The 18,452-nt window shown below is 67.1% G+C and carries 23 protein-coding genes; 15 read left to right on the plus strand and 8 right to left on the minus strand.

All coding sequences use genetic code 11. From position 1 onward, the window contains the following. Nucleotides 1-116: 116 nt before the first annotated feature. Nucleotides 117-485, minus strand: coding sequence for a VOC family protein (locus NAM01S_RS12115; protein ID WP_067784007.1), 369 nt, complete (start codon nucleotides 483-485; stop codon nucleotides 117-119). Between the two features lie 86 nt (nucleotides 486-571). Between NAM01S_RS12115 and NAM01S_RS12120 the strand changes: the two genes are divergently transcribed. Then, nucleotides 572-775: a hypothetical protein gene (locus NAM01S_RS12120; RefSeq protein ID WP_067784009.1), complete on the plus strand. Its 204-nt coding sequence runs from the start codon at nucleotides 572-574 to the stop codon at nucleotides 773-775. A 26-nt stretch (nucleotides 776-801) separates the two neighbouring features. On the opposite strand, the gene NAM01S_RS12125 is transcribed toward NAM01S_RS12120, so the two are convergent. After that, nucleotides 802-1,293 (minus strand): SixA phosphatase family protein, encoded by a 492-nt coding sequence (locus NAM01S_RS12125; RefSeq protein ID WP_067784011.1) that lies wholly within the window; start codon nucleotides 1,291-1,293, stop codon nucleotides 802-804. Between the two features lie 190 nt (nucleotides 1,294-1,483). On the opposite strand from NAM01S_RS12125, the gene NAM01S_RS12130 reads away from it, so the two are divergent. Next, on the plus strand, nucleotides 1,484-3,154 hold the full coding sequence (locus tag NAM01S_RS12130; protein WP_067784013.1) for an FAD-dependent oxidoreductase: 1,671 nt from the start codon (nucleotides 1,484-1,486) through the stop codon (nucleotides 3,152-3,154). Nucleotides 3,155-3,241: 87 nt separating this feature from the next. On the opposite strand, the gene NAM01S_RS12135 is transcribed toward NAM01S_RS12130, so the two are convergent. From NAM01S_RS12135 to NAM01S_RS12145, 3 genes are all read right to left on the minus strand, one after another. After that, nucleotides 3,242-4,015 carry an acyl-[acyl-carrier-protein] thioesterase gene (locus NAM01S_RS12135; RefSeq protein ID WP_067784015.1) on the minus strand — a complete coding sequence of 258 codons (774 nt, stop codon included), beginning with the start codon at nucleotides 4,013-4,015 and terminating at the stop codon, nucleotides 3,242-3,244. 192 nt (nucleotides 4,016-4,207) lie between these two features. After that, on the minus strand, nucleotides 4,208-5,347 hold the full coding sequence (locus tag NAM01S_RS12140; protein ID WP_067784016.1) for a transglycosylase SLT domain-containing protein: 1,140 nt from the start codon (nucleotides 5,345-5,347) through the stop codon (nucleotides 4,208-4,210). Next, a complete protein-coding gene (locus tag NAM01S_RS12145; protein WP_067784017.1) occupies nucleotides 5,344-5,670 on the minus strand; it encodes a type VII secretion target in 327 nt (108 codons plus the stop codon). The genes NAM01S_RS12140 and NAM01S_RS12145 overlap by 4 nt, the downstream gene beginning before the upstream one ends. A gap of 111 nt (nucleotides 5,671-5,781) precedes the next feature. On the opposite strand from NAM01S_RS12145, the gene NAM01S_RS12150 reads away from it, so the two are divergent. Both NAM01S_RS12150 and NAM01S_RS12155 read left to right on the plus strand, forming a co-directional pair. Beyond that, nucleotides 5,782-6,756, plus strand: coding sequence for an NADPH:quinone oxidoreductase family protein (locus tag NAM01S_RS12150; protein WP_067784018.1), 975 nt, complete (start codon nucleotides 5,782-5,784; stop codon nucleotides 6,754-6,756). A 16-nt stretch (nucleotides 6,757-6,772) separates the two neighbouring features. Continuing rightward, the gene (locus NAM01S_RS12155) at nucleotides 6,773-7,885 is read left to right on the plus strand and encodes a winged helix DNA-binding domain-containing protein (protein WP_067784020.1); all 1,113 of its coding nucleotides are present in this window, start codon (nucleotides 6,773-6,775) and stop codon (nucleotides 7,883-7,885) included. 1 nt (nucleotide 7,886) lies between these two features. Here NAM01S_RS12155 and NAM01S_RS12160 read toward each other — a convergent pair whose 3' ends face one another. Next, a complete protein-coding gene (locus NAM01S_RS12160) occupies nucleotides 7,887-8,411 on the minus strand; it encodes an Lrp/AsnC family transcriptional regulator (RefSeq protein WP_067784021.1) in 525 nt (174 codons plus the stop codon). 161 nt (nucleotides 8,412-8,572) lie between these two features. Here NAM01S_RS12160 and hppD point away from each other — a divergent pair, with 161 nt between their 5' ends. From hppD to NAM01S_RS12210, 11 genes are all read left to right on the plus strand, one after another. Further along, entirely contained in the window at nucleotides 8,573-9,748 is a 1,176-nt protein-coding gene (hppD, locus tag NAM01S_RS12165) for a 4-hydroxyphenylpyruvate dioxygenase (protein WP_067784023.1), read from the plus strand. Nucleotides 9,749-9,787: 39 nt separating this feature from the next. Further along, a complete protein-coding gene (locus NAM01S_RS12170) occupies nucleotides 9,788-10,315 on the plus strand; it encodes a DUF3558 domain-containing protein (RefSeq protein WP_067784025.1) in 528 nt (175 codons plus the stop codon). Nucleotides 10,316-10,325: 10 nt separating this feature from the next. Then, nucleotides 10,326-10,880 (plus strand): DUF3558 domain-containing protein, encoded by a 555-nt coding sequence (locus NAM01S_RS12175; protein ID WP_067784027.1) that lies wholly within the window; start codon nucleotides 10,326-10,328, stop codon nucleotides 10,878-10,880. 273 nt (nucleotides 10,881-11,153) lie between these two features. Continuing rightward, on the plus strand, nucleotides 11,154-11,528 hold the full coding sequence (gene rpsL / locus NAM01S_RS12180; protein ID WP_014353064.1) for a 30S ribosomal protein S12: 375 nt from the start codon (nucleotides 11,154-11,156) through the stop codon (nucleotides 11,526-11,528). Nucleotide 11,529: 1 nt separating this feature from the next. Next, a complete protein-coding gene (gene rpsG, locus NAM01S_RS12185; RefSeq protein ID WP_011211611.1) occupies nucleotides 11,530-12,000 on the plus strand; it encodes a 30S ribosomal protein S7 in 471 nt (156 codons plus the stop codon). 150 nt (nucleotides 12,001-12,150) lie between these two features. Next, on the plus strand, nucleotides 12,151-14,253 hold the full coding sequence (gene fusA, locus NAM01S_RS12190) for an elongation factor G (RefSeq protein WP_067784029.1): 2,103 nt from the start codon (nucleotides 12,151-12,153) through the stop codon (nucleotides 14,251-14,253). Between the two features lie 127 nt (nucleotides 14,254-14,380). Next, entirely contained in the window at nucleotides 14,381-15,571 is a 1,191-nt protein-coding gene (gene tuf, locus NAM01S_RS12195; protein WP_067784031.1) for an elongation factor Tu, read from the plus strand. Between the two features lie 131 nt (nucleotides 15,572-15,702). Beyond that, a complete protein-coding gene (locus NAM01S_RS12200; protein ID WP_157107717.1) occupies nucleotides 15,703-16,059 on the plus strand; it encodes a hypothetical protein in 357 nt (118 codons plus the stop codon). A 63-nt stretch (nucleotides 16,060-16,122) separates the two neighbouring features. Next, nucleotides 16,123-16,341: a DUF433 domain-containing protein gene (locus NAM01S_RS33975; protein WP_084482886.1), complete on the plus strand. Its 219-nt coding sequence runs from the start codon at nucleotides 16,123-16,125 to the stop codon at nucleotides 16,339-16,341. Further along, on the plus strand, nucleotides 16,338-16,646 hold the full coding sequence (locus tag NAM01S_RS12205; RefSeq protein WP_067784036.1) for a DUF5615 family PIN-like protein: 309 nt from the start codon (nucleotides 16,338-16,340) through the stop codon (nucleotides 16,644-16,646). Before NAM01S_RS33975 ends, NAM01S_RS12205 begins: the two co-directional genes overlap by 4 nt. Nucleotides 16,647-16,956: 310 nt before the next feature. Then, complete coding sequence (locus NAM01S_RS12210) at nucleotides 16,957-17,772, plus strand: alpha/beta fold hydrolase (RefSeq protein ID WP_067784038.1); 816 nt, start codon at nucleotides 16,957-16,959, stop codon at nucleotides 17,770-17,772. 41 nt (nucleotides 17,773-17,813) lie between these two features. On the opposite strand, the gene NAM01S_RS12215 is transcribed toward NAM01S_RS12210, so the two are convergent. Both NAM01S_RS12215 and NAM01S_RS12220 read right to left on the minus strand, forming a co-directional pair. Beyond that, nucleotides 17,814-18,224: a type II toxin-antitoxin system VapC family toxin gene (locus NAM01S_RS12215; protein WP_067784040.1), complete on the minus strand. Its 411-nt coding sequence runs from the start codon at nucleotides 18,222-18,224 to the stop codon at nucleotides 17,814-17,816. Next, nucleotides 18,211-18,429 carry a hypothetical protein gene (locus NAM01S_RS12220; RefSeq protein WP_067784041.1) on the minus strand — a complete coding sequence of 73 codons (219 nt, stop codon included), beginning with the start codon at nucleotides 18,427-18,429 and terminating at the stop codon, nucleotides 18,211-18,213. Before NAM01S_RS12220 ends, NAM01S_RS12215 begins: the two co-directional genes overlap by 14 nt. Nucleotides 18,430-18,452 lie beyond the last annotated feature (23 nt).

Consider the following 18,452-nt stretch of genomic DNA (forward strand, 5'->3'; position numbering starts at 1 on the left):
TGAACTCACCCCTCTCGTCGAACACGGACGACGCTAATCACCTGGAGTGCACTCCAAGCAACACCGATTCTGCCGACCGTGCGTGGCGTGCGGCACGACGTGGGGAAGGGCGCGGGTCAGTTGTACTTCGGCAGTTCCTGGACGGCCCACTTGTTGCCGTCGGGATCGCTGAAGAAGGTGAACAGGCCCCAGCCCATGTCCTGCACGGGTGTGGCGTCCACGCCCGCCTCGATCAGCTGCTGATAGGCCTTCTCGGCGCTGGCGACCACCATCTGCATGCCCTCGACGCTGCCGGGGGCTGCCTCGGTGATGCCGCGGCCGATGCAGATCGAACAGCCCGAACCGGGCGGTGTCAGCTGCACGAAGCGGATGTCCTCGCTCGGCGAGTGGTCGTGGTCGGCGTTGAAGCCGATGCGGGTGTAGAAGTCCTTGGCCCGGTCGACGTCGGTGACGGGAATCGCGACGAGTTCGATTTTCCAATCCATCGGGTCAGCATCCCACCGCCCACCGACATGTCGGCCGATATCGGCGGTACCGAGTCGGCGGGCCGAAACGGGCTTACCCTGGTGGCATGCCTGGAAAGGAAATCGACCGGATCCGGGCCCGCTCGGCCTGGGCCACGGTCAAGGAGAGTCCCGTGATCACCGCGATCGCGGTGGCGCCGTTCGTCGTCGCGCTAGGCGTCGTCTGGTGGCTGACAAACGGATTCGTGGCGTTCCTGCTACTGATCCTGCTCGGCGTCGGCGTCGTGGTGGGCGGCAAACTGCTGAAATGACCGGCGTCCGCCGACGCCGGGGTAGCTCAGCGGGGAATGTGGAAGCGCACGAGTTCGCCGGTGCCCGCGTCGATGTCGGACCACGGGCGGTCGAATTCGAGCACGGCGAGCGCCGACGTCGGGAACTTCCTGCTCAGCTCGACAGCCTGATTCGAATTGCGATTGGCCGCGAGTTCCCATGCGGTCCACGGCATTCCGGGTGCGTGGCCGATCAGCAGCAGGGTCTCGACGTCGTCGTCGCTGAGCTGGATCAGTTCGATGAGGGTCCGCGGCGACGCTTCGTAGATGCCGCGTTCGTAGACGACAGGGGCGGTGATGCCGGTGGCGGCCAGTGTTTCGCGGGTCCGTACGGCGGTCGAGCAGCGCACCGCGTCGATCGGCGGCTGGGTCTCGCGCAGCCAGTCGCCCGCAAGCCCGGCCTCCCGTTGTCCGCGCGGCGCGAGCGGGCGCTCGTGATCGCCGACGCCGTCCGGGTAACTGGACTTGCCGTGCCGCATCAGGATCAGGGTCCGAACCATGGCAATACCGTAAGCCTCCGCCTGTGACCGGGGTGTGATAGGCACGTAGGCAGTCCGAAGAGAGGCGTACGCCACTCTCGAGGCACACTGAAAGCGGCGTCACATATCGCTATCCGCTCGCTGTGACACCGCGGCCCACCGCAACCCAGGGTGGCACCAGCCCACGTACATTTTCGAGGATCTGCACAATATGGCCTACGTAATCACGCAGCGTTGTTGCAACGACGCCAGCTGCGTCTCCGAGTGCCCGGTCGACTGCATTCGTCCCACGCCGGACCAGCCGGAGTTCGCGACGACCGAAATGCTCTACATCGACCCGGACACCTGCATCGACTGCGGCGCCTGTGTGGACGCGTGCCCGGTCGAGGCCATCTTCCCCGAGGACGATCTGGCGGCCTCGCTCGCGCGGTTCCGCGACATCAACGCGGCCTACTTCGAACGGCACCCGCTCGAATCCAACTTCGACCCGATCGTGCCGCCGCAGCGCCCGCCGAAGGAACTCGGCACCCTGCGCGTCGCCATCGTCGGCGCCGGGCCCGCGGCCTGCTACGCCGCCGACGAACTGTTGCGCCGCTGCGATGCCGAGGTCGAGATGTTCGACCGGCTGCCGACGCCGTGGGGTCTGGTGCGCGCGGGCGTCGCCCCCGACCACCCGGGAACCAAGACGGTCTCGGGCATGTTCGAGTCCGCGTTCCGCCGCGAGACCCTGCAGTACTACCTGAATGTCGAGGTTGGCACACACATCTCGCACGAGGAGCTGCTCGGGCACCACCACGCGGTGATCTACGCGGTCGGCGCGGCCAGCGATCGCCACATGAACATTCCCGGCGAGGACCTGCCCGGCAGCCACTCGGCGACCGAGTTCGTCGCCTGGTACAACGGCCACCCCGACTACGCCGACCGGCAGTTCGACCTGTCCGGCGAGCGCGCCGTGATCGTCGGCAACGGCAACGTCGCGCTGGACGTGGCGCGCGTGCTCACCGTCGACCCCGACGAACTCGCCAAGACCGACATCGCCGACCACGCGCTGGATGCCCTGCGCGGCAGCAACATCCGCGAGGTCGTCGTGCTCGGCAGGCGCGGTCCGCTGCAAGCGGCCTACACCTCGCCGGAGTTCCTCGCGCTCGCCCACCTGAAGGGCGTCGACGTGATCGTCGACGAGGCCGAACTCGACCTCGACCCGGCCAGCCAGGCGCTGCTGGACGACCCGGAGGTCGAGCCGTCGTTGCAGCTGAAGTACACCCTGGCGAAGGAGTACGCCGCCGGTCGCCGCGATCCCGCCAACAAGCGGATCGTCTTCCGCTACCTGGCTTCGCCGACCGCGGTCACCGGCGCCGAGCGCGTCGACGGCATCGAATTCGTGCGCAACGAACTGGTCGAGGAAGGTGGCCAGCTGGTCGCCCGCGCCACCGACCGGACCGATCGGCTGGACGCCTCGCTGGTGCTGCGCTCCATCGGCTACCGCGGCGAGCCCGTCGCCGGACTGCCGTTCGACGAGCGCCGCGCAGTAGTGCCGAACGAGCACGGCCGGGTGCTGGGTGAGGACGGCGTCCCGCTGCCCGGCGTGTACGTCAGCGGCTGGATCAAGCGCGGTCCGCGCGGGGTCATCGGTTCGAACCGCGTCGACTCCGAGGAGACCGTCGAGCAGCTCGTCGCCGACTTCATCGCGGGCAAACTCGCTGCGCCGCAGGGTGATCGGGGCGCGCTGAAGGCGCTGATCGCGCAGCGGCAGGCCGACCTCGTCGACCGCGCCGGTTGGAAGTCCATCGATCAGGCGGAGAAGGCGGCGGGCAAGGCCGCTGGCCGTCCGCGCGTCAAGTTCACCACCCGCGAGGACCTGCTCAAGGCGGCGCGGGGCTGAGCGCCGAGGCCGTCGGGCGGGTCCGCGTGATCTGCCCGGCGGTCGGATCGTCTGGCGTACGGGTTCGGCCGGAGGGCGTTCAGCGCGTCAGCCGGGCAGCGGCATGATGCGCACGACGGTCGTGGTCGTCCCGCCGACCACGAACCACAGCCGCAGCACCGGCCGCCCGTTGCGGTCGCCCGGTTCGTAGCGGCTGCGCACACTGATGTGCTGGCGCGCGAGCACCGGGGCGACGTACTCGATCACCGCGCGGTGCGGGCCCGCGACCAATTTCGGATAGTCCACGAGGAACTGCTCGACGGCCTGCCAGTAGCAGGCGTTGTTCACGTGGTTGTACTGGTCGATGTCGGTGGCCCGCACCGGAAATGGTAGGTCGGTGTCCGATTCCGGGGGAGTCGAGTCGGTCAGGTACGGCCGCCACCGCAGCCGGTGCTCGCTCGCGGTCCTGGCCAGGTAGGAAAGGCCCTCGTCGCTGATCCTGGTCGGCCGGTTGGTCGACTCGTTGATATTGATCCAGAAGCCCTCTGTCTCGATCAGCCCGCCGTTGTCGCTGGTGATCCGCACCCGCATGTTCGTCCACCTGGTCGACATGCTCGAACACCAGCGCAGCAGGTGTACCTGGTCCGGCCAGACGATCGGGCGGATGACGTCGATGACCGTGCGGCGAACGATCCAGCTCGGATCAGACCGGTGCAGGAACGTGTGATGCAACTGTTCCCAGGCGATATCCTGCAGGTATCTGGCGACGGCGTCGAACCTCAATCGGTCGTACGGATCCACATCGCCAGCCCGTACCGGCCACGCCGAGGCATAGCCCATGCCCTCCTGGGTCAGCGGGGCGAGTGGCTGATCGAGTGACACTTGTGCTCCTCGCGCTGCACGTTGTGCCGCGTCTTCTTGCGGTGCTGTTGTGAGACGACTTTACGGGGCGTACGTCACACCCTCGCGTCGAGCCGCCTGTACTCACTGGTATACGAACCCCCGCACCACACCCCGAATCGTCCGCGGGCCGGGCCGCCCGGTGAAACGCCCGAGCCGCGAAACCGCCGGTGATCAGTAGCCGACGTACCCCTCTCCCCGGCTCATCGCCGCGATACCTGGAACATTGCTGAGCGATCCGTAGCGCTCGATGGCGTAGCGCGTTCCGGCGATGATGTTGTCGACCGGGTTCCAGATGTCGTCGTGGCCGGGCAGCTTGTAGGAGTTGAACGTCGGGTCGATGGTCTGCATGATGCCCTTCGACGGAATGCCCGCCGCGGCGTTGCTGTCCCAGAGGTTGATCGCGTGCGGGTTTCCGCCGGATTCCTTGTCGATGATCATCGAGATGATCGCGGCGTCGCTGTCGCTGATGTCGTATCCCTTGGCGCGCAATGCCTGGATCGCCTCTTGGATCCACTTGGCCTTGTCCCCGGTCGGCATCGGGCCGGTGGGGGCGCTCGAACTCGGCCCGCCCGAATACGAGGAATCGGAGGGTGAGCCGGAGTAGCTGTTGTTGCCGCCGGACATCACGTAGTTCGGCTTGCTCGGGGATTGCGTGGTGGGTGGGGTTGTGGCGGCCGGGGTGGTGGTGGTCGATGGGGGCGGGATGAGGTTGGGGTCGGCGAGGCCGTCGAGGGCCGACTGGAGTTTGGTGATCGCGGTGTCGACCTTGCGTTGTGCTTCGGTGGCCACGTTCTCGGCGGTTTGCAGCGCGGTGGTGATCTGGGTTTCCCAGTTCGCGGCGTCGGCGCGGATGCGAAGGCGCAGGTCGTCGGCGGCTTGGCCGGTGAGGTCGCGGAGCAGCTCCTCGGTGCGCGCGGTGGCGTCGACGGTGCCGTTGTCGTTCACGGTGAACCCGGTGATCAGGCCCATGCCCGCGGCCGGGACCGGACCCGCGCTCGCCGCTTGGTCGCGCAGCCGCAGCACGTTGGATTTGGCTTCGTTCAGGTTGCCGACCTCGGCCTCGAAGGCGGTGGCGAGCTCGAGCAGGGCGGCGCTCACCGCGCCGGACCGGCTCTTCTCGGTGTCCATCCGCTGGTTGGCGGCGTCGGCGGCCGCGCCGGACCACACCTTGTCGGTGCCGAGCCGTGCGGTGTCGTCGGAGCCCTTGCGCACCGCGGCGTCGAGTTGCTCGGAGAGCTTGCGGGCGTTCGCCCCCGCGGTGCCGATCTGGTCGGGCTGCCATGCGGAGACGTTCGCGATGGTGAGCGTCATGGCAGCTCGAGTGCGATGGTGCGGAGGCGGGCCGCGAAGTCGTTCTCGGCGACTTCGTAGGCGCCTGCCGCGGTGCGGGTGCTCTGGGCGACCTTCTCCAGCCGGTCGGCGATGCGGTGCAGGCACTGGTTGGTCAGGTCGGTCGCGCGGCCCGCGGAGTTGCCGAAGGGGGTGCCTTGCAGGGCCGAGACGGCCGGATTGAATCCGTTGCCGATGTTGAGCCCGCGTATCAGCCCCGCCTCGGCGCCCAAATTGTTCGCGAACGTCTGTAGCGCTTGCGGATTCACCTGCAACTGTGCGGCAGGCTGTGCGCCGTCGACCATGGAAAAGCCCCCTTCTCCCCGACCTGAAAGTCGCGCCCAGCTTAGCGTTATGTTGGTCACGGTGTCATCGACGACGACCGATGTCGTCGAATCGGACAGAGAGGTCGGCACATGCGCGCAGCCCAGGTCAGCAAGCTGGAAGGACCGGAAGCGGTCGAGGTCGTCGAGATTCCCGAGCCCGCTTCGTATCCGGGCGGTGTGGTGATCGACGTGCACGCCGCGGGTGTCGCGTTTCCCGATGTGCTGATGACGCGCGGGCTGTACCAGATGAAGCCGGAATTGCCGTTCGTCGTGGGCGGCGAGGTCGCGGGCGTGGTGCGCGAAGCGCCCGCCGACGCGCATGTCGCGGCCGGTGACCGGGTTGTCGCGCTGACGCTGCTCGGCAACGCCATGGCCGAGGTCGCGGTGGCGCCCGCGCAGATGGTGTTCAAGCTGCCGGACAACATCTCCCTGGAGGCAGGCGCCGGCATCCTGTTCAACGATCTGACGGTGCACTTCTGCCTGCGCAACCGCGGCAGGCTCGCCGAGGGCGAGACGGTGCTCGTGCACGGCGCCGCCGGCGGCATCGGCACCTCGACGCTGCGGATGGCCGCGGCGCTTGGCGCGGGCCGAGTGATCGCGGTGGTGAGCACGCCGGAGAAGGCCGAGGTGGCCAAGGCCAACGGCGCCACCGACGTGGTGCTCACCGACGGCTGGCTCGCCGCGGTGAAGGAGCTGACCGGCGGCCGCGGCGTCGACATCGTGCTCGACCCGGTGGGCGGCGACCGCTTCACCGACAGCATCCGCTCGCTGGCCTCGGCCGGTCGGCTGCTCGTCGTCGGCTTCACCGCGGGGGAGATCCCGACGGTGAAGGTGAACCGCCTGCTGCTCAAGAACGTCGAGGTGACGGGCGCGGCGTGGGGCGAGTGGGTCATGACGCACCCGGGCTACCTGGCCGAACAGTGGGCCGAGGTGGAGCCGCTGCTGGCCTCCGGCAAGATCGCGCCGCCGCAGCCGGTGCTCTACCCGCTGGACCGGGCCGCCGAAGCCGTTGCCTCGCTGGACAACCGCACCGCGACCGGCAAGGTCGTCGTCACCCTGCGCTGATCGCTGCCACCGCGTCATGACGCTTTCCCACCGGGTGTTGAACCGGACCTTGTTGCAGCGCCAGCACCTGCTGGAGCGATCGTCGCTGACGGTGGCGCGGATGTGCGATCACCTGGTCGGCCTGCAGGCGCAGGATGTGCCGCCGCCGTTCGTCGGATTGTGGAGCCGCCTGGCGGATTTCGATCCCGAGGTGGTCTCGGCGGGGCTGGAGGACCGTTCGCTGGTCCGAATCACGTTGATGCGCGGCACCATTCACCTGGTGACGCCGCCGGACGCGCTGCGCATCGCGCCGCACATCCAGCCGGAGTTGGAGAAGGTCCCGTTCCGCAAGGGCTTCAACTTCGGCGCGATGGTCGGCCTCGACCCGGACGAGGTACGGGCTCGCGGTGAGGAGGCGCTCGGCGACGAGCCGACGCCCGCCGCCGAGCTGCGGGCCCGCGCCGCCGCGTGCTTTCCGGACCGCGATCCCGGCGCGGTGGTGCAGACCTGGCTGTATCAGCTGCCGGTCTTGCAGACGCCGCCGCGCGGGAAGTGGAAGGACAGCAGCCGTCCGGTGTGGTCGCGGGTGGAGCCGTGGCTCGGCGCGCCGCTGGACCCGGACTACCCGCTCGCGGAGCTGCTCGTCCGGTATCTGCGCGCGTTCGGCCCCGCGACGACCATGGACATGCAGACCTGGTCCAAGCTGACCGGGTTGAAGAAGGCCGTCGACGCGCTCGGCGACCGGCTGCGCACCTACACCGACGAGCGCGGCCGCACCCTCTACGACCTCGCCGACGCCGAACTGGCCGACCCGGACCTGCCCGCGCCGGTCCGGCTGCTCGGTTGGTACGACAATGCCGTTCTCTCGCACCAGGATCGGAGCAGGATCGTGCCGAACGGTGCGACGCCGACCCTGCGCGCGTACGCGACGGCGGTGGCTCCGGTGCTGGTCGACGGTTTCGTCGCGGGTGTGTACAAGATCTTCCCGCAGTCCGGGGTCGCGCGGCTGCGGATCAGCCCGAGTCGCGCGTTGTCGTCCGCCGAGCGCGCCGAGGTGGAGGCGGAAGCGCTTGCGCTGCTTGCCTTCCTGGAGGACGACAAGCGGCCGAGCGTGGAGATTCTCGAGGTCGGCGCGGACCTGCGGCCGTGAGTCAGCGCTCGTGGGAGTCGCGGTAGGCGGGGGCCTTGCTGCTTCCGGTCGGCGTCAGCGTGCGCAGCAGCGGCAATGTCCGGCGCGGCACCACCGTGGACAGCACGATGACGCTGTGCGACCGGTCCACCGAACTGGTCCGGTCGATGCTGAGCAGTACCGCTTGCAACCCGGCGTGCGAGTCGGCGCCGATGCGGCACAGCACATCACCCGATCCGGTCGTCGCGTACGCCTCGAGCACGCCGGGGATGGCGTCGAGTTCGGCGGCGACGGTGTCGAGCGCGCCCTGGGCGATCTCCAGCGTGACGAAGGCCTGTACGTCGAATCCCGCTGCGGTGACATCGATCTGCGGGTCGTAGGAGGCGATCACGCCGGCCTCCTCCATGCGCCCGATGCGCGACTGCACGGTCGCCCGCGCCACCCGGGTGCGCCGGGAGAGCTCCAGGATTCCGGCCTTCTGGTGCTCGTGCATCGCGGTCAGGATGGCGAGGTCGAGCTCGTCCAGCTTCGCCGGGGTGCGTGACATGGCGACCTCCTGTGGGGGCGCGGGCGGGGGCAGCGTGGTGTCCCGTGAGTACTATTCAAATTGTCCAGCATCTCGCGGGCTTTGCTAGCCGAATCCGCCACTGTGTCTACAGAAAATCGGAGCGGTTGCCTACCGGTCGGCGGCGGATATTTGCTTGATCCATGACCATCGAACTGCCGACCGACGGCGAGTTGCGCGGGCTCGTCGGACTCGTCGACCACGACGACAGCGTCGACCCCTTCCCAGTCATCGGCTGGGACGCGCTGGTCTGGGTGGTCGGCAACGCGACGCAGACCGCGCACTTCCTGGAATCGGCCTTCGGGATCCGGCTGGAGGCGTACTCCGGCCCCGAGACCGGCAACCGCGACCACAAGGCCTTCGTGCTGCGCAGCGGCGCGGCGCGGTTCGTCGTCACCGGCGCGGTGCACCCGGACAGCCCGCTCATCGCCCATCACCAGCGGCACGGCGACGGCGTCGTCGACATCGCGCTCGAGGTGCCCGACGTGGACCGCTGCATCGAGTGGGCCCGCACGCACGGCGCGACGGTCCTGGTCGAACCGCACGACGAGAGCGACGAGAACGGCACCATCCGCACCGCGGCGCTGGCGACCTACGGGGAGACCAGGCACACCTTGGTCGACCGTTCCAACTATTACGGTCCGTACCGACCGGGCTATGTGGCGCGGCGCTCCGGCTACCAGCCGCCAGAGGGCGCGCCGAACCGGCTGTTCCAGGCGATCGACCACGTCGTCGGCAACGTGGAGCTCGGCATGATGGACCGCTGGGTCGAGTTCTACCGCCGCGTCATGGGTTTCACGAACATGGCCGAGTTCGTCGGCGACGACATCGCCACCGAGTACTCGGCGCTGATGAGCAAGGTCGTCGCGAACGGAAACCACCGGGTGAAATTCCCGCTGAACGAGCCCGCCGTCGGCAAGAAGCGCTCCCAGATCGACGAGTACCTGGACTTCTATCGCGGGCCGGGCGTCCAGCACATCGCACTGGCCACCAGCGACATCCTGACCTGCGTCGACCACCTGCGCCGGGCGGGCGTCGAATTCCTCGAGACTCCCGACACCTACTACGAGGACCCGGAACTGCGCGCCCGCATCGGACGGGTGCGCGTGCCGGTCGCCGAATTGCAGCGCCGCGGCATCCTCGTCGACCGCGACGAGGACGGCTACCTGCTCCAGATCTTCACCAAGCCGCTGGCCGACCGACCCACCGTCTTCTTCGAACTGATCGAGCGCCACGGCTCCCTCGGCTTCGGCAAGGGCAACTTCAAGGCCCTGTTCCAGGCGATCGAACGCGAGCAGGCCGCCCGCGGGAATCTTTGACCAGGAGGCCGCGCCCGCCGAACAAGTAGAGTTCGAATCATGCGGATCGCGTCGGCGCTCATCACTTGTCTCGCCCTGACATTGACGCTGTCGGCGTGCGGTTCGGACGACGATTCCGGGTCGTCGAACACCCCGCTTCGCCCGCCGCCGAAGGTCGCGACGCTCGGTCCGTTCGTCGGCGAATGCGGGCACGTCACCGACGACGAGGTGCGCGAGATCGCGGGGCTCGGCCAAATCTCGACCGTGTTCAAGAACTCGGTCGGCTGCAACTACCAGTCGGCCGGATTGGCTTCGCCCAGCGTCACCTTCGCGTCCTACCGTGGCAGCCCGATCGACCGGGAGAAGGCATGGGTGGCGAGCGTCGGCCGGGAGCCGGACAAGATCGAGGTGGGCGGCAAGCCGGGATTCCAGGCGCTGGATCCCAGTGGCACGGTCTGCGATCTGGCCGTGCAACTCGACGACGACTTCTTCGAATGGTCGATGTCGTACGGGGCGTTCGCGCCCGCGGGGAATCCGTGCGAGAAGACGCGCAAGCTGGCCGAACTCACCGTGCAGCGGCTGAAGTGAGGGGACGGGCATGAGTGCACATTCGAAGACGCGCAACGCGGTGCTCGCCGCGACGGCCGCCGCGCTGGCGCTCACGATGACGGGCTGCGGTAAGACCATCGAGGGCGAGGCGTTCCCGGCGGGCGGCAGTCAGCAGATCAACACGAATTTCGACAAGCTGCTGCGCGAATGCGAGGTGGTGGAGCCAACCAAGATCGGCAAGGCGGTCGGCGACGCGCGGTTCGTGCAGGGCTCGTTCAACGGCGCGGTGTGCATGTGGGACGTCGAGGACGCGCCCGGCGGGCGGGCCATGGTCACCCTCAACTGGTACGAGATCGGCTCGCTGAACAACGAGAAGGCGACCAACGACAAGCTCGGCTACCTCTCGGAGAACACCACCGTCCAGAGCAGTCGCGCGTTGCAGACCCGCCGCCCCGGCGACCCCGATTCGTGCGGCGTCAGCGCGAGCGCGGCCGACAGCGGCGTGGTCGGTTGGTGGATCAACTACCGCGCGGGTTCGACGCATCCCGATCCGTGCGCGGCGGCCAAGCAACTGGTGGAGCTGACCCTGAATCTGGCCAGGTAAACGCGCCCACGCCGGACCCCGCTTTGACCCTTCGCGAAGCCCGCGAGTATCGTGGATCGCTGTGCCCGGAAGCATGCGGGCAAGTTCGTGCGTTCGACGTAGGCCAGCGAAAGCGGCCGACCTCCCCGGCGTGCCCGGAATCAGGGTCCTGTCTCACGCACGACACGCCCGACCTCGGGACGCGAGAAACGTGGTTGGACGTGCGAGTGAAGACTCGATGAATACAAGACATAAGTTCCAGACACCGCGTTAGACAACAAGGAAAGCCGGTCTATGCCAACCATCAACCAGCTGGTCCGCAAGGGTCGCCGTGACAAGGTCGCCAAGACCAAGACCGCGGCCCTCAAGGGGAGCCCGCAGCGTCGTGGCGTGTGCACCCGCGTGTACACCACGACCCCGAAGAAGCCGAACTCCGCGCTGCGTAAGGTCGCGCGTGTTCGCCTGACCAGCGCGGTCGAGGTCACGGCTTACATCCCCGGCGAAGGCCACAACCTCCAGGAGCACTCGATGGTGCTCGTCCGTGGCGGTCGTGTGAAGGACCTCCCCGGTGTCCGCTACAAGATCATCCGTGGCTCGCTGGACACCCAGGGTGTGAAGAACCGCAAGCAGGCCCGCAGCCGCTACGGCGCGAAGAAGGAGAAGAGCTGATATGCCGCGCAAGGGCCCCGCTCCCAAGCGTCCGTTGATCAACGACCCGGTCTACGGGTCGCCGCTGGTCACCCAGCTGGTCAACAAGATCCTGCTGGACGGCAAGAAGTCCACCGCCGAGCGCATCGTCTACGGCGCGCTCGAGCAGGCGCGCGAGAAGACCGGCACCGACCCGGTCGTCACCCTGAAGCGCGCGCTGGACAACGTCAAGCCGTCGCTCGAGGTGAAGCCTCGCCGCGTCGGTGGCGCCACCTACCAGGTTCCGGTCGAGGTTCGTCCCGGCCGTGCCAACACCCTGGCGCTGCGCTGGCTGGTCAACTTCGCCCGCGCGCGTCGCGAGAAGACCATGGTCGAGCGTCTGGCCAACGAGCTGCTCGACGCCAGCAACGGCCTTGGCGCTTCGGTGAAGCGTCGCGAGGACACCCACAAGATGGCCGAGTCGAACCGGGCGTTCGCGCACTACCGCTGGTGATTGTCGGCCGGCCCGTCGCTCCGTGTCGGCGCCGGAAGGCTCACAGTCGAGAGGCGGCACTTCGGTGCCCCTCCCGGCGTTGACATAGTGATGACCCGACAGGGTCTGGAACCCGAAGATCCCAACTAGCTACGAGCGGGGAAGATTTCCGTGGCACAGGACGTGCTCACCGACCTGAACAAGGTCCGAAACATCGGCATCATGGCGCACATCGATGCCGGTAAGACCACCACTACCGAACGCATCCTCTTCTACACCGGCATCACCTACAAGATCGGTGAGGTCCACGATGGCGCGGCCACCATGGACTGGATGGAGCAGGAGCAGGAGCGTGGTATCACCATCACCTCCGCGGCTACCACGTGTTTCTGGAAAGACAACCAGATCAACATCATCGACACCCCCGGGCACGTCGACTTCACCGTCGAGGTGGAGCGTTCGCTGCGCGTGCTCGACGGCGCCGTCGCGGTGTTCGACGGCAAGGAAGGCGTCGAGCCGCAGTCCGAGCAGGTGTGGCGTCAGGCCGACAAGTACGACGTGCCGCGGATCTGCTTCGTCAACAAGATGGACAAGCTCGGTGCGGACTTCTACTTCACCGTGCGCACCATCAAGGAGCGCCTCGGCGCCAAGCCGCTCGTCATCCAGCTGCCGATCGGCGCGGAGGACACCTTCGAGGGCATCGTCGACCTGGTCGAGAACAACGCCAAGGTGTGGCGCGGTGAGACCAAGCTCGGTGAGCAGTACGAGGTCACCGAGATCCCGGCCGAGCTGAAGGAGCAGGCCGAGCAGTACCGCCAGGAGCTGCTCGAGACCGTCGCCGAGTCGGACGAGGCGCTGCTGGAGAAGTTCTTCGGCGGCGAGGAGCTCACGGTCGAGGAGATCAAGGGCGCCATCCGCAAGATGACGGTGAACTCCGAGCTCTACCCGGTGCTCTGTGGTTCCGCGTTCAAGAACAAGGGCGTGCAGCCCATGCTCGACGCGGTCATCGACTACCTGCCCTCGCCGCTGGACGTGGAGGCCACCACCGGCCACGTGCCCGGCAAGGAAGAGGAGCTGCTGACCCGCAAGCCGAGCGCCGACGAGCCGTTCGCGGCGCTGGCGTTCAAGATCGCGGTGCACCCCTTCTTCGGCAAGCTGACCTACGTCCGCGTGTACTCCGGCAAGGTCGACTCCGGCGCCCAGGTCATCAACTCGACCAAGGGCAAGAAGGAGCGTCTGGGCAAGCTGTTCCAGATGCACTCCAACAAGGAGAACCCGGTCGGTGCGGCCTCCGCGGGCCACATCTACGCGGTCATCGGCCTCAAGGACACCACCACCGGTGACACCCTGTGCGATCCGCAGAACCAGATCGTGCTGGAGTCCATGACCTTCCCGGACCCGGTCATCGAGGTCTCCATCGAGCCCAAGACCAAGTCCGACCAGGAGAAGCTGGGCACCGCGATCCAGCGTCTCTCGGAAGAGGACCCGACCTTCTCGGTCAAGCTGGACGCCGAGACCGGCCAGACCGTCATCGGCGGTATGGGCGAGCTCCACCTCGACATCCTCGTCGACCGCATGAAGCGCGAGTTCAAGGTCGAGGCGAACGTCGGCAAGCCGCAGGTCGCCTACCGCGAGACCATCACCAAGACGGTCGAGAAGCTCGAATTCACCCACAAGAAGCAGACCGGTGGTTCCGGTCAGTTCGCGAAGGTGATCATCGCCCTCGAGCCGTTCGTCGGCGAGGACGGCGCGCACTACGAGTTCGAGAACAAGGTCACCGGTGGCCGCGTGCCGAGGGAGTACATCCCTTCGGTCGACGCCGGTGCCCAGGACGCCATGCAGTACGGTGTGCTCGCTGGCTACCCGCTGGTCAACCTGAAGGTCACCCTGCTCGACGGTGCCTACCACGACGTCGACTCGTCGGAAATGGCATTCAAGATCGCAGGCGCGCAGGCCCTGAAGGAAGCGGCCCGTAAGGCCGGTCCGGTGATCCTCGAGCCGATGATGGCTGTCGAGGTCACCACGCCCGAGGATTACATGGGCGACGTGATCGGCGACCTGAACTCCCGCCGTGGCCAGATCCAGGCCATGGAGGAACGCAGTGGTGCCCGTGTCGTCAAGGCGCTGGTTCCGCTCTCGGAGATGTTCGGTTACATCGGTGACCTGCGGTCGAAGACCCAGGGCCGGGCGAACTACTCCATGGTGTTCGATTCGTACGCGGAGGTTCCGGCCAACGTGTCGAAGGAGATCATCGCCAAGGCGACCGGCGAGTAAATCGTTTGGGGCCAAGTGGCACACTTGGCCCCAGCCGGGCGTCAGTACTACCAGATCCCCGCATCCGCGGGGATGACCCACGCACTGCTGCAAATGCACGCACCAACAAGTCCAGGAGGACCCAAAAGTGGCGAAGGCGAAGTTCGAGCGGACGAAGCCGCACGTCAACATCGGCACCATCGGTCACGTCGACCACGGCAAGACCACGCTCACCGCGGCGATCACCAAGGTGCTGGCTGACAAGTACCCGAATCTGAACGAGAGCTTCGCGTTCGATCAGATCGACAAGGCGCCTGAGGAGAAGGCTCGTGGTATCACGATCAACATCTCCCACGTCGAGTACCAGACCGAGAAGCGCCACTACGCGCACGTCGACGCTCCTGGTCACGCTGACTACATCAAGAACATGATCACCGGTGCGGCCCAGATGGACGGCGCCATCCTCGTGGTCGCCGCCACCGACGGCCCGATGCCGCAGACCCGTGAGCACGTGCTGCTCGCCCGTCAGGTCGGCGTGCCCTACATCCTGGTCGCGCTGAACAAGTCGGACATGGTCGACGACGAGGAGATCCTCGAGCTCGTCGAGATGGAGGTCCGCGAGCTGCTGGCCGCCCAGGAGTTCGACGAGGACGCGCCGGTCGTGCGTGTCTCCGGTCTGAAGGCGCTCGAGGGCGACCCGAAGTGGACCCAGTCCGTGCTGGATCTGATGGACGCCGTCGACGAGTCGATCCCGGACCCGGTCCGTGAGACCGACAAGCCGTTCCTGATGCCGGTCGAGGACGTGTTCACCATCACCGGTCGTGGCACCGTCGTCACCGGTCGCGTCGAGCGTGGCGTGATCAACGTGAACGAGGAAGTCGAGATCGTCGGCATCCGTCCGGAGAAGACCAAGACCACGGTCACCGGTATCGAGATGTTCCGCAAGCTGCTCGACCAGGGCCAGGCGGGCGACAACGTCGGTCTGCTGGTTCGTGGTATCAAGCGCGAGGATGTCGAGCGCGGCCAGGTCATCGTGAAGCCGGGCACCACCACCCCGCACACCGATTTCGAGGGCCAGGCGTACATCCTGTCGAAGGACGAGGGCGGCCGCCACACCCCGTTCTTCAACAACTACCGCCCGCAGTTCTACTTCCGCACCACCGACGTGACCGGCGTCGTGACCCTCCCCGAGGGCACCGAGATGGTCATGCCGGGCGACAACACCGAGATGAGCGTCAAGCTCATCCAGCCGGTCGCCATGGAAGAGGGCCTGCGCTTCGCGATCCGCGAGGGTGGCCGCACCGTCGGCGCCGGCCGCGTCACCAAGATCATCAAGTGATTCCCTGAATCACCGATCTCCCAACGGCGCCGCTCCACCAGGAGCGGCGCCGTTCGGCGTTTCGGGGGAGTGTACTGGATCAGGTTCGCGCACTTCGCCTTCGGCGCAGGAATGCCGACGATCTGGCGCTGATGCGCGTCTCGCAATTGGACGCCGAAGGCACGGTCGTCGATTTCACCGCACGTTTGCTGGCGGGGTTGACCAGGCGGCTCGGTGTCGACGCGGTGCGCGAGGTGCTGCCCGACGCCGTGCCGTGGGTGACCTTCCTGCCCGCGGAGGATATCGACCAGTTCCTCGTCGAACTGGTTGCTGTAGCTCAGGGTTCGGCAGCACTCGAGAACCTCGCGCCCCTGGCGACTCTGCTCACTCAATGGCGCCACACCGCCGAGGTTCACGCCGACCCGGCGCTGCTGGAGTTGGTCGCTGCCGAGCCGGGAGGCGATTTCGGCGCGGTCGAGCCGCCCGAGCCCGGTGAGCCGGACCTGTGAGCCCGAAGCGTGGCGTCGGCACGCTCCCGGCCAGCGATTGTGGCTGACGGGTACACTTGGCCGGTGTCCAGGATTACGTTCGATCCGAACCAGTGCGGTGGGCGGCCTTGTATCCGCGGCATGCGCATCAGGGTGAAGGACGTGCTCGAGCTCTTGGCTGCCGGTGAGACCGAAGAGTCCATCCTCGCCGACTATCCGTACCTCGAACTGGAAGACATTCGCGCCTGTCTGGCGTTCGCTGCCGCCGAGATCGATCATCCGATCCTGCGGACCGCCTCTTGAAGTTCCTTGTGGATGCGCAGCTTCCGCCCGCATTGGCGCGGGCGCTGGCCAGTGAGGGGCACGATGCCGTCCATGTCTGTGATCTCGACATGACCTCTGCCTCGGACCCGGAAGTGTGGAACGAGGGAATACGTCGAGGCGCGGCCATCGTCACGAAGGACGAGGACTTCATCCTCCTCGGCCGCGCCAAGGGGGACCTCGACCGGCCGACGATCGTCTGGATCAGGATTGGAAACTGCGCGGAATCCCGATTCTCTACGGCATGCCCGCGCCTTCTGCCCGCGCTCTGGCGGCGGCCGGATTGATATCGCTCGGCGGGTGCGTCGTCGTAGCGGGCAACCCGGACTGGAGTTGTCGGGCCTGTGGGCATCTGTGGAGTGATCCGGAGGGGGCCGCACGAGCGCTGAAACTGATCTTCCAGCGGCATCTAGCCCCCGCAGACCGGACAGAGGCTCGTTAGGGGCGGTTGCGCATCGCGGCGAGCGGTGTCCCGAGGGCAGCTCGGTACCCGAGGTCGAGCCGACAGGTTTCCGACGCGGGGCCCGCCTTCGGCGTTTTGTCGGAGCCTGCCGATACGGTCGACATGTCGAGCCGTCGCCGTCATCGGAGGGAAACATGAGCAGGTCCGCGCACACCGATCTCGATATCGTCGAGGGTGCGCTCGAGCACGGAATGCCTTATCTCGCCATGGGTTCCGGCCGTCCGCTGGTGTTCCTGCGGTGGTTCACTCCCAACCACGCCAACCCGACCGGGTGGATGCGTGAGTCCGAGATCAAGACTCTGACGCCGCTGGCCAGGCACTTTCGCGTGTACGCGGTGAACAGGGCGCCCGGCATGGCGGCGGGAACCACGATGTCCGAGATCGCCGCCCACCACGCCCAGGCGCTGCGCGCCGAATTCGACACGCCCGTGGACGTTCTCGGCATCTCCTCCGGCGGGTCGCTCGCGCTGCAATTGGCCGCCGACCATCCGGATGTCGTGCGCAGGCTCGTCATCGGCGCCTCGGGCTATCGACTGGAGGACGCGGCGCGCACCGCGCAGCTGAACTACGCCGAAGCGGCGGCCGAGGGCCGCAGAGCGCTGCACCACATGATTCCCGCGCCGTCCGGTTTCACCGACCGCCTCATGAAGGGCGCGATGTGGCTGCTCGATCCGTTCGCACGCCCGGCGAACCCGTCCGACACCCTCGCCTTCGTCCGCGCCGAGGACGCCTTCGACGTCTCCGACCGCCTCGGCGAAATCACCGCCCCCACCCTCGTCATCGGCGGCGAACGCGACGAGTTCTACTCCACCGCCACCTTCCGCCACACCGCCGACGGCATCCCCGACTCCCGCCTCCACATCTACCCCGGCGCCTCCCACATGGGCACCGTCAAACACCCCCGCTTCGCCCCCGACGTCATCGAATTCCTCACCGACCACGAGGATTAGCGCCATTCAGCGGCACCGAACGTGTCGACTCCGCAGGTGCCTCAGGGCAGGAGCTTGAAGCCCGGCGTGTGCCTCAATGTCACGGCGTGAAAGTGGCGATGATCCAGCGTGGCGATCTCGACCGCATCGAGGCGCTCGGCGACGGCGATGACCGAGGCGTCCGCCACGCCGAGCGGAAAGCCACGGTACTGCGTCATCAATTCGGCCATCCGGTGCAGGTCGGCATCGGTGATTTCGACCTGTGTCAGGTCGCCCGCCGCGATCGCTTCGACGAGATTGATCTCGGCCGCCGCGCCGACGTACTTGCAAACCAGGTAGCAGGCCTCGGTGACGACATAAGGCGTCAGCAGCAACTCGTCGGTTCGTCCGGTGAAGAGTTCGGCGCAGCGCTGGTGGTCGTTGTCGTGGCGGTTGAGGTAGGCGACGAGTGGCCCGGTGTCAACGATCAGCATCTGATTCGCCGATTTCGTCGCGCAGGACGTCCTTGGCGCGCGCGCCGAGGTCTGTCGACGGACCGTCGAATGTTCGGAGGACCGAGAACCGCTCGGAACGGGGCTGGACCAGTCGCAGCACGTGGCGACGCACCTCGTCGGCCTGGCTGGGATTCAGCTGGTCGATGAGCGCGTGGAGCTCGGAATAGTCGCGCGCGGCGGTCACGATTCCATGCTACGACAGCCACC

It is taken from the genome of Nocardia amikacinitolerans NBRC 108937, from assembly GCF_001612615.1.
Lineage (GTDB): Bacteria > Actinomycetota > Actinomycetes > Mycobacteriales > Mycobacteriaceae > Nocardia > Nocardia amikacinitolerans.

What these genes read in the sequence shown, in the direction of transcription:
- NAM01S_RS12115 (WP_067784007.1), bottom strand. Translation starts at nt 485, where the DNA reads ATGGATTGGAAAATCGAACTCGTCGCGATTCCCGTCACCGACGTCGAC.
- NAM01S_RS12120 (WP_067784009.1), top strand. Translation starts at nt 572, where the DNA reads ATGCCTGGAAAGGAAATCGACCGGATCCGGGCCCGCTCGGCCTGGGCC.
- NAM01S_RS12125 (WP_067784011.1), bottom strand. Translation starts at nt 1,293, where the DNA reads ATGGTTCGGACCCTGATCCTGATGCGGCACGGCAAGTCCAGTTACCCG.
- NAM01S_RS12130 (WP_067784013.1), top strand. Translation starts at nt 1,484, where the DNA reads ATGGCCTACGTAATCACGCAGCGTTGTTGCAACGACGCCAGCTGCGTC.
- NAM01S_RS12140 (WP_067784016.1), bottom strand. Translation starts at nt 5,347, where the DNA reads ATGACGCTCACCATCGCGAACGTCTCCGCATGGCAGCCCGACCAGATC.
- NAM01S_RS12145 (WP_067784017.1), bottom strand. Translation starts at nt 5,670, where the DNA reads ATGGTCGACGGCGCACAGCCTGCCGCACAGTTGCAGGTGAATCCGCAA.
- NAM01S_RS12150 (WP_067784018.1), top strand. Translation starts at nt 5,782, where the DNA reads ATGCGCGCAGCCCAGGTCAGCAAGCTGGAAGGACCGGAAGCGGTCGAG.
- NAM01S_RS12155 (WP_067784020.1), top strand. Translation starts at nt 6,773, where the DNA reads ATGACGCTTTCCCACCGGGTGTTGAACCGGACCTTGTTGCAGCGCCAG.
- NAM01S_RS12160 (WP_067784021.1), bottom strand. Translation starts at nt 8,411, where the DNA reads ATGTCACGCACCCCGGCGAAGCTGGACGAGCTCGACCTCGCCATCCTG.
- hppD (WP_067784023.1), top strand. Translation starts at nt 8,573, where the DNA reads ATGACCATCGAACTGCCGACCGACGGCGAGTTGCGCGGGCTCGTCGGA.
- NAM01S_RS12170 (WP_067784025.1), top strand. Translation starts at nt 9,788, where the DNA reads ATGCGGATCGCGTCGGCGCTCATCACTTGTCTCGCCCTGACATTGACG.
- NAM01S_RS12175 (WP_067784027.1), top strand. Translation starts at nt 10,326, where the DNA reads ATGAGTGCACATTCGAAGACGCGCAACGCGGTGCTCGCCGCGACGGCC.
- rpsL (WP_014353064.1), top strand. Translation starts at nt 11,154, where the DNA reads ATGCCAACCATCAACCAGCTGGTCCGCAAGGGTCGCCGTGACAAGGTC.
- rpsG (WP_011211611.1), top strand. Translation starts at nt 11,530, where the DNA reads ATGCCGCGCAAGGGCCCCGCTCCCAAGCGTCCGTTGATCAACGACCCG.
- NAM01S_RS12200 (WP_157107717.1), top strand. Translation starts at nt 15,703, where the DNA reads ATGCGCGTCTCGCAATTGGACGCCGAAGGCACGGTCGTCGATTTCACC.
- NAM01S_RS12210 (WP_067784038.1), top strand. Translation starts at nt 16,957, where the DNA reads ATGAGCAGGTCCGCGCACACCGATCTCGATATCGTCGAGGGTGCGCTC.
- NAM01S_RS12215 (WP_067784040.1), bottom strand. Translation starts at nt 18,224, where the DNA reads ATGCTGATCGTTGACACCGGGCCACTCGTCGCCTACCTCAACCGCCAC.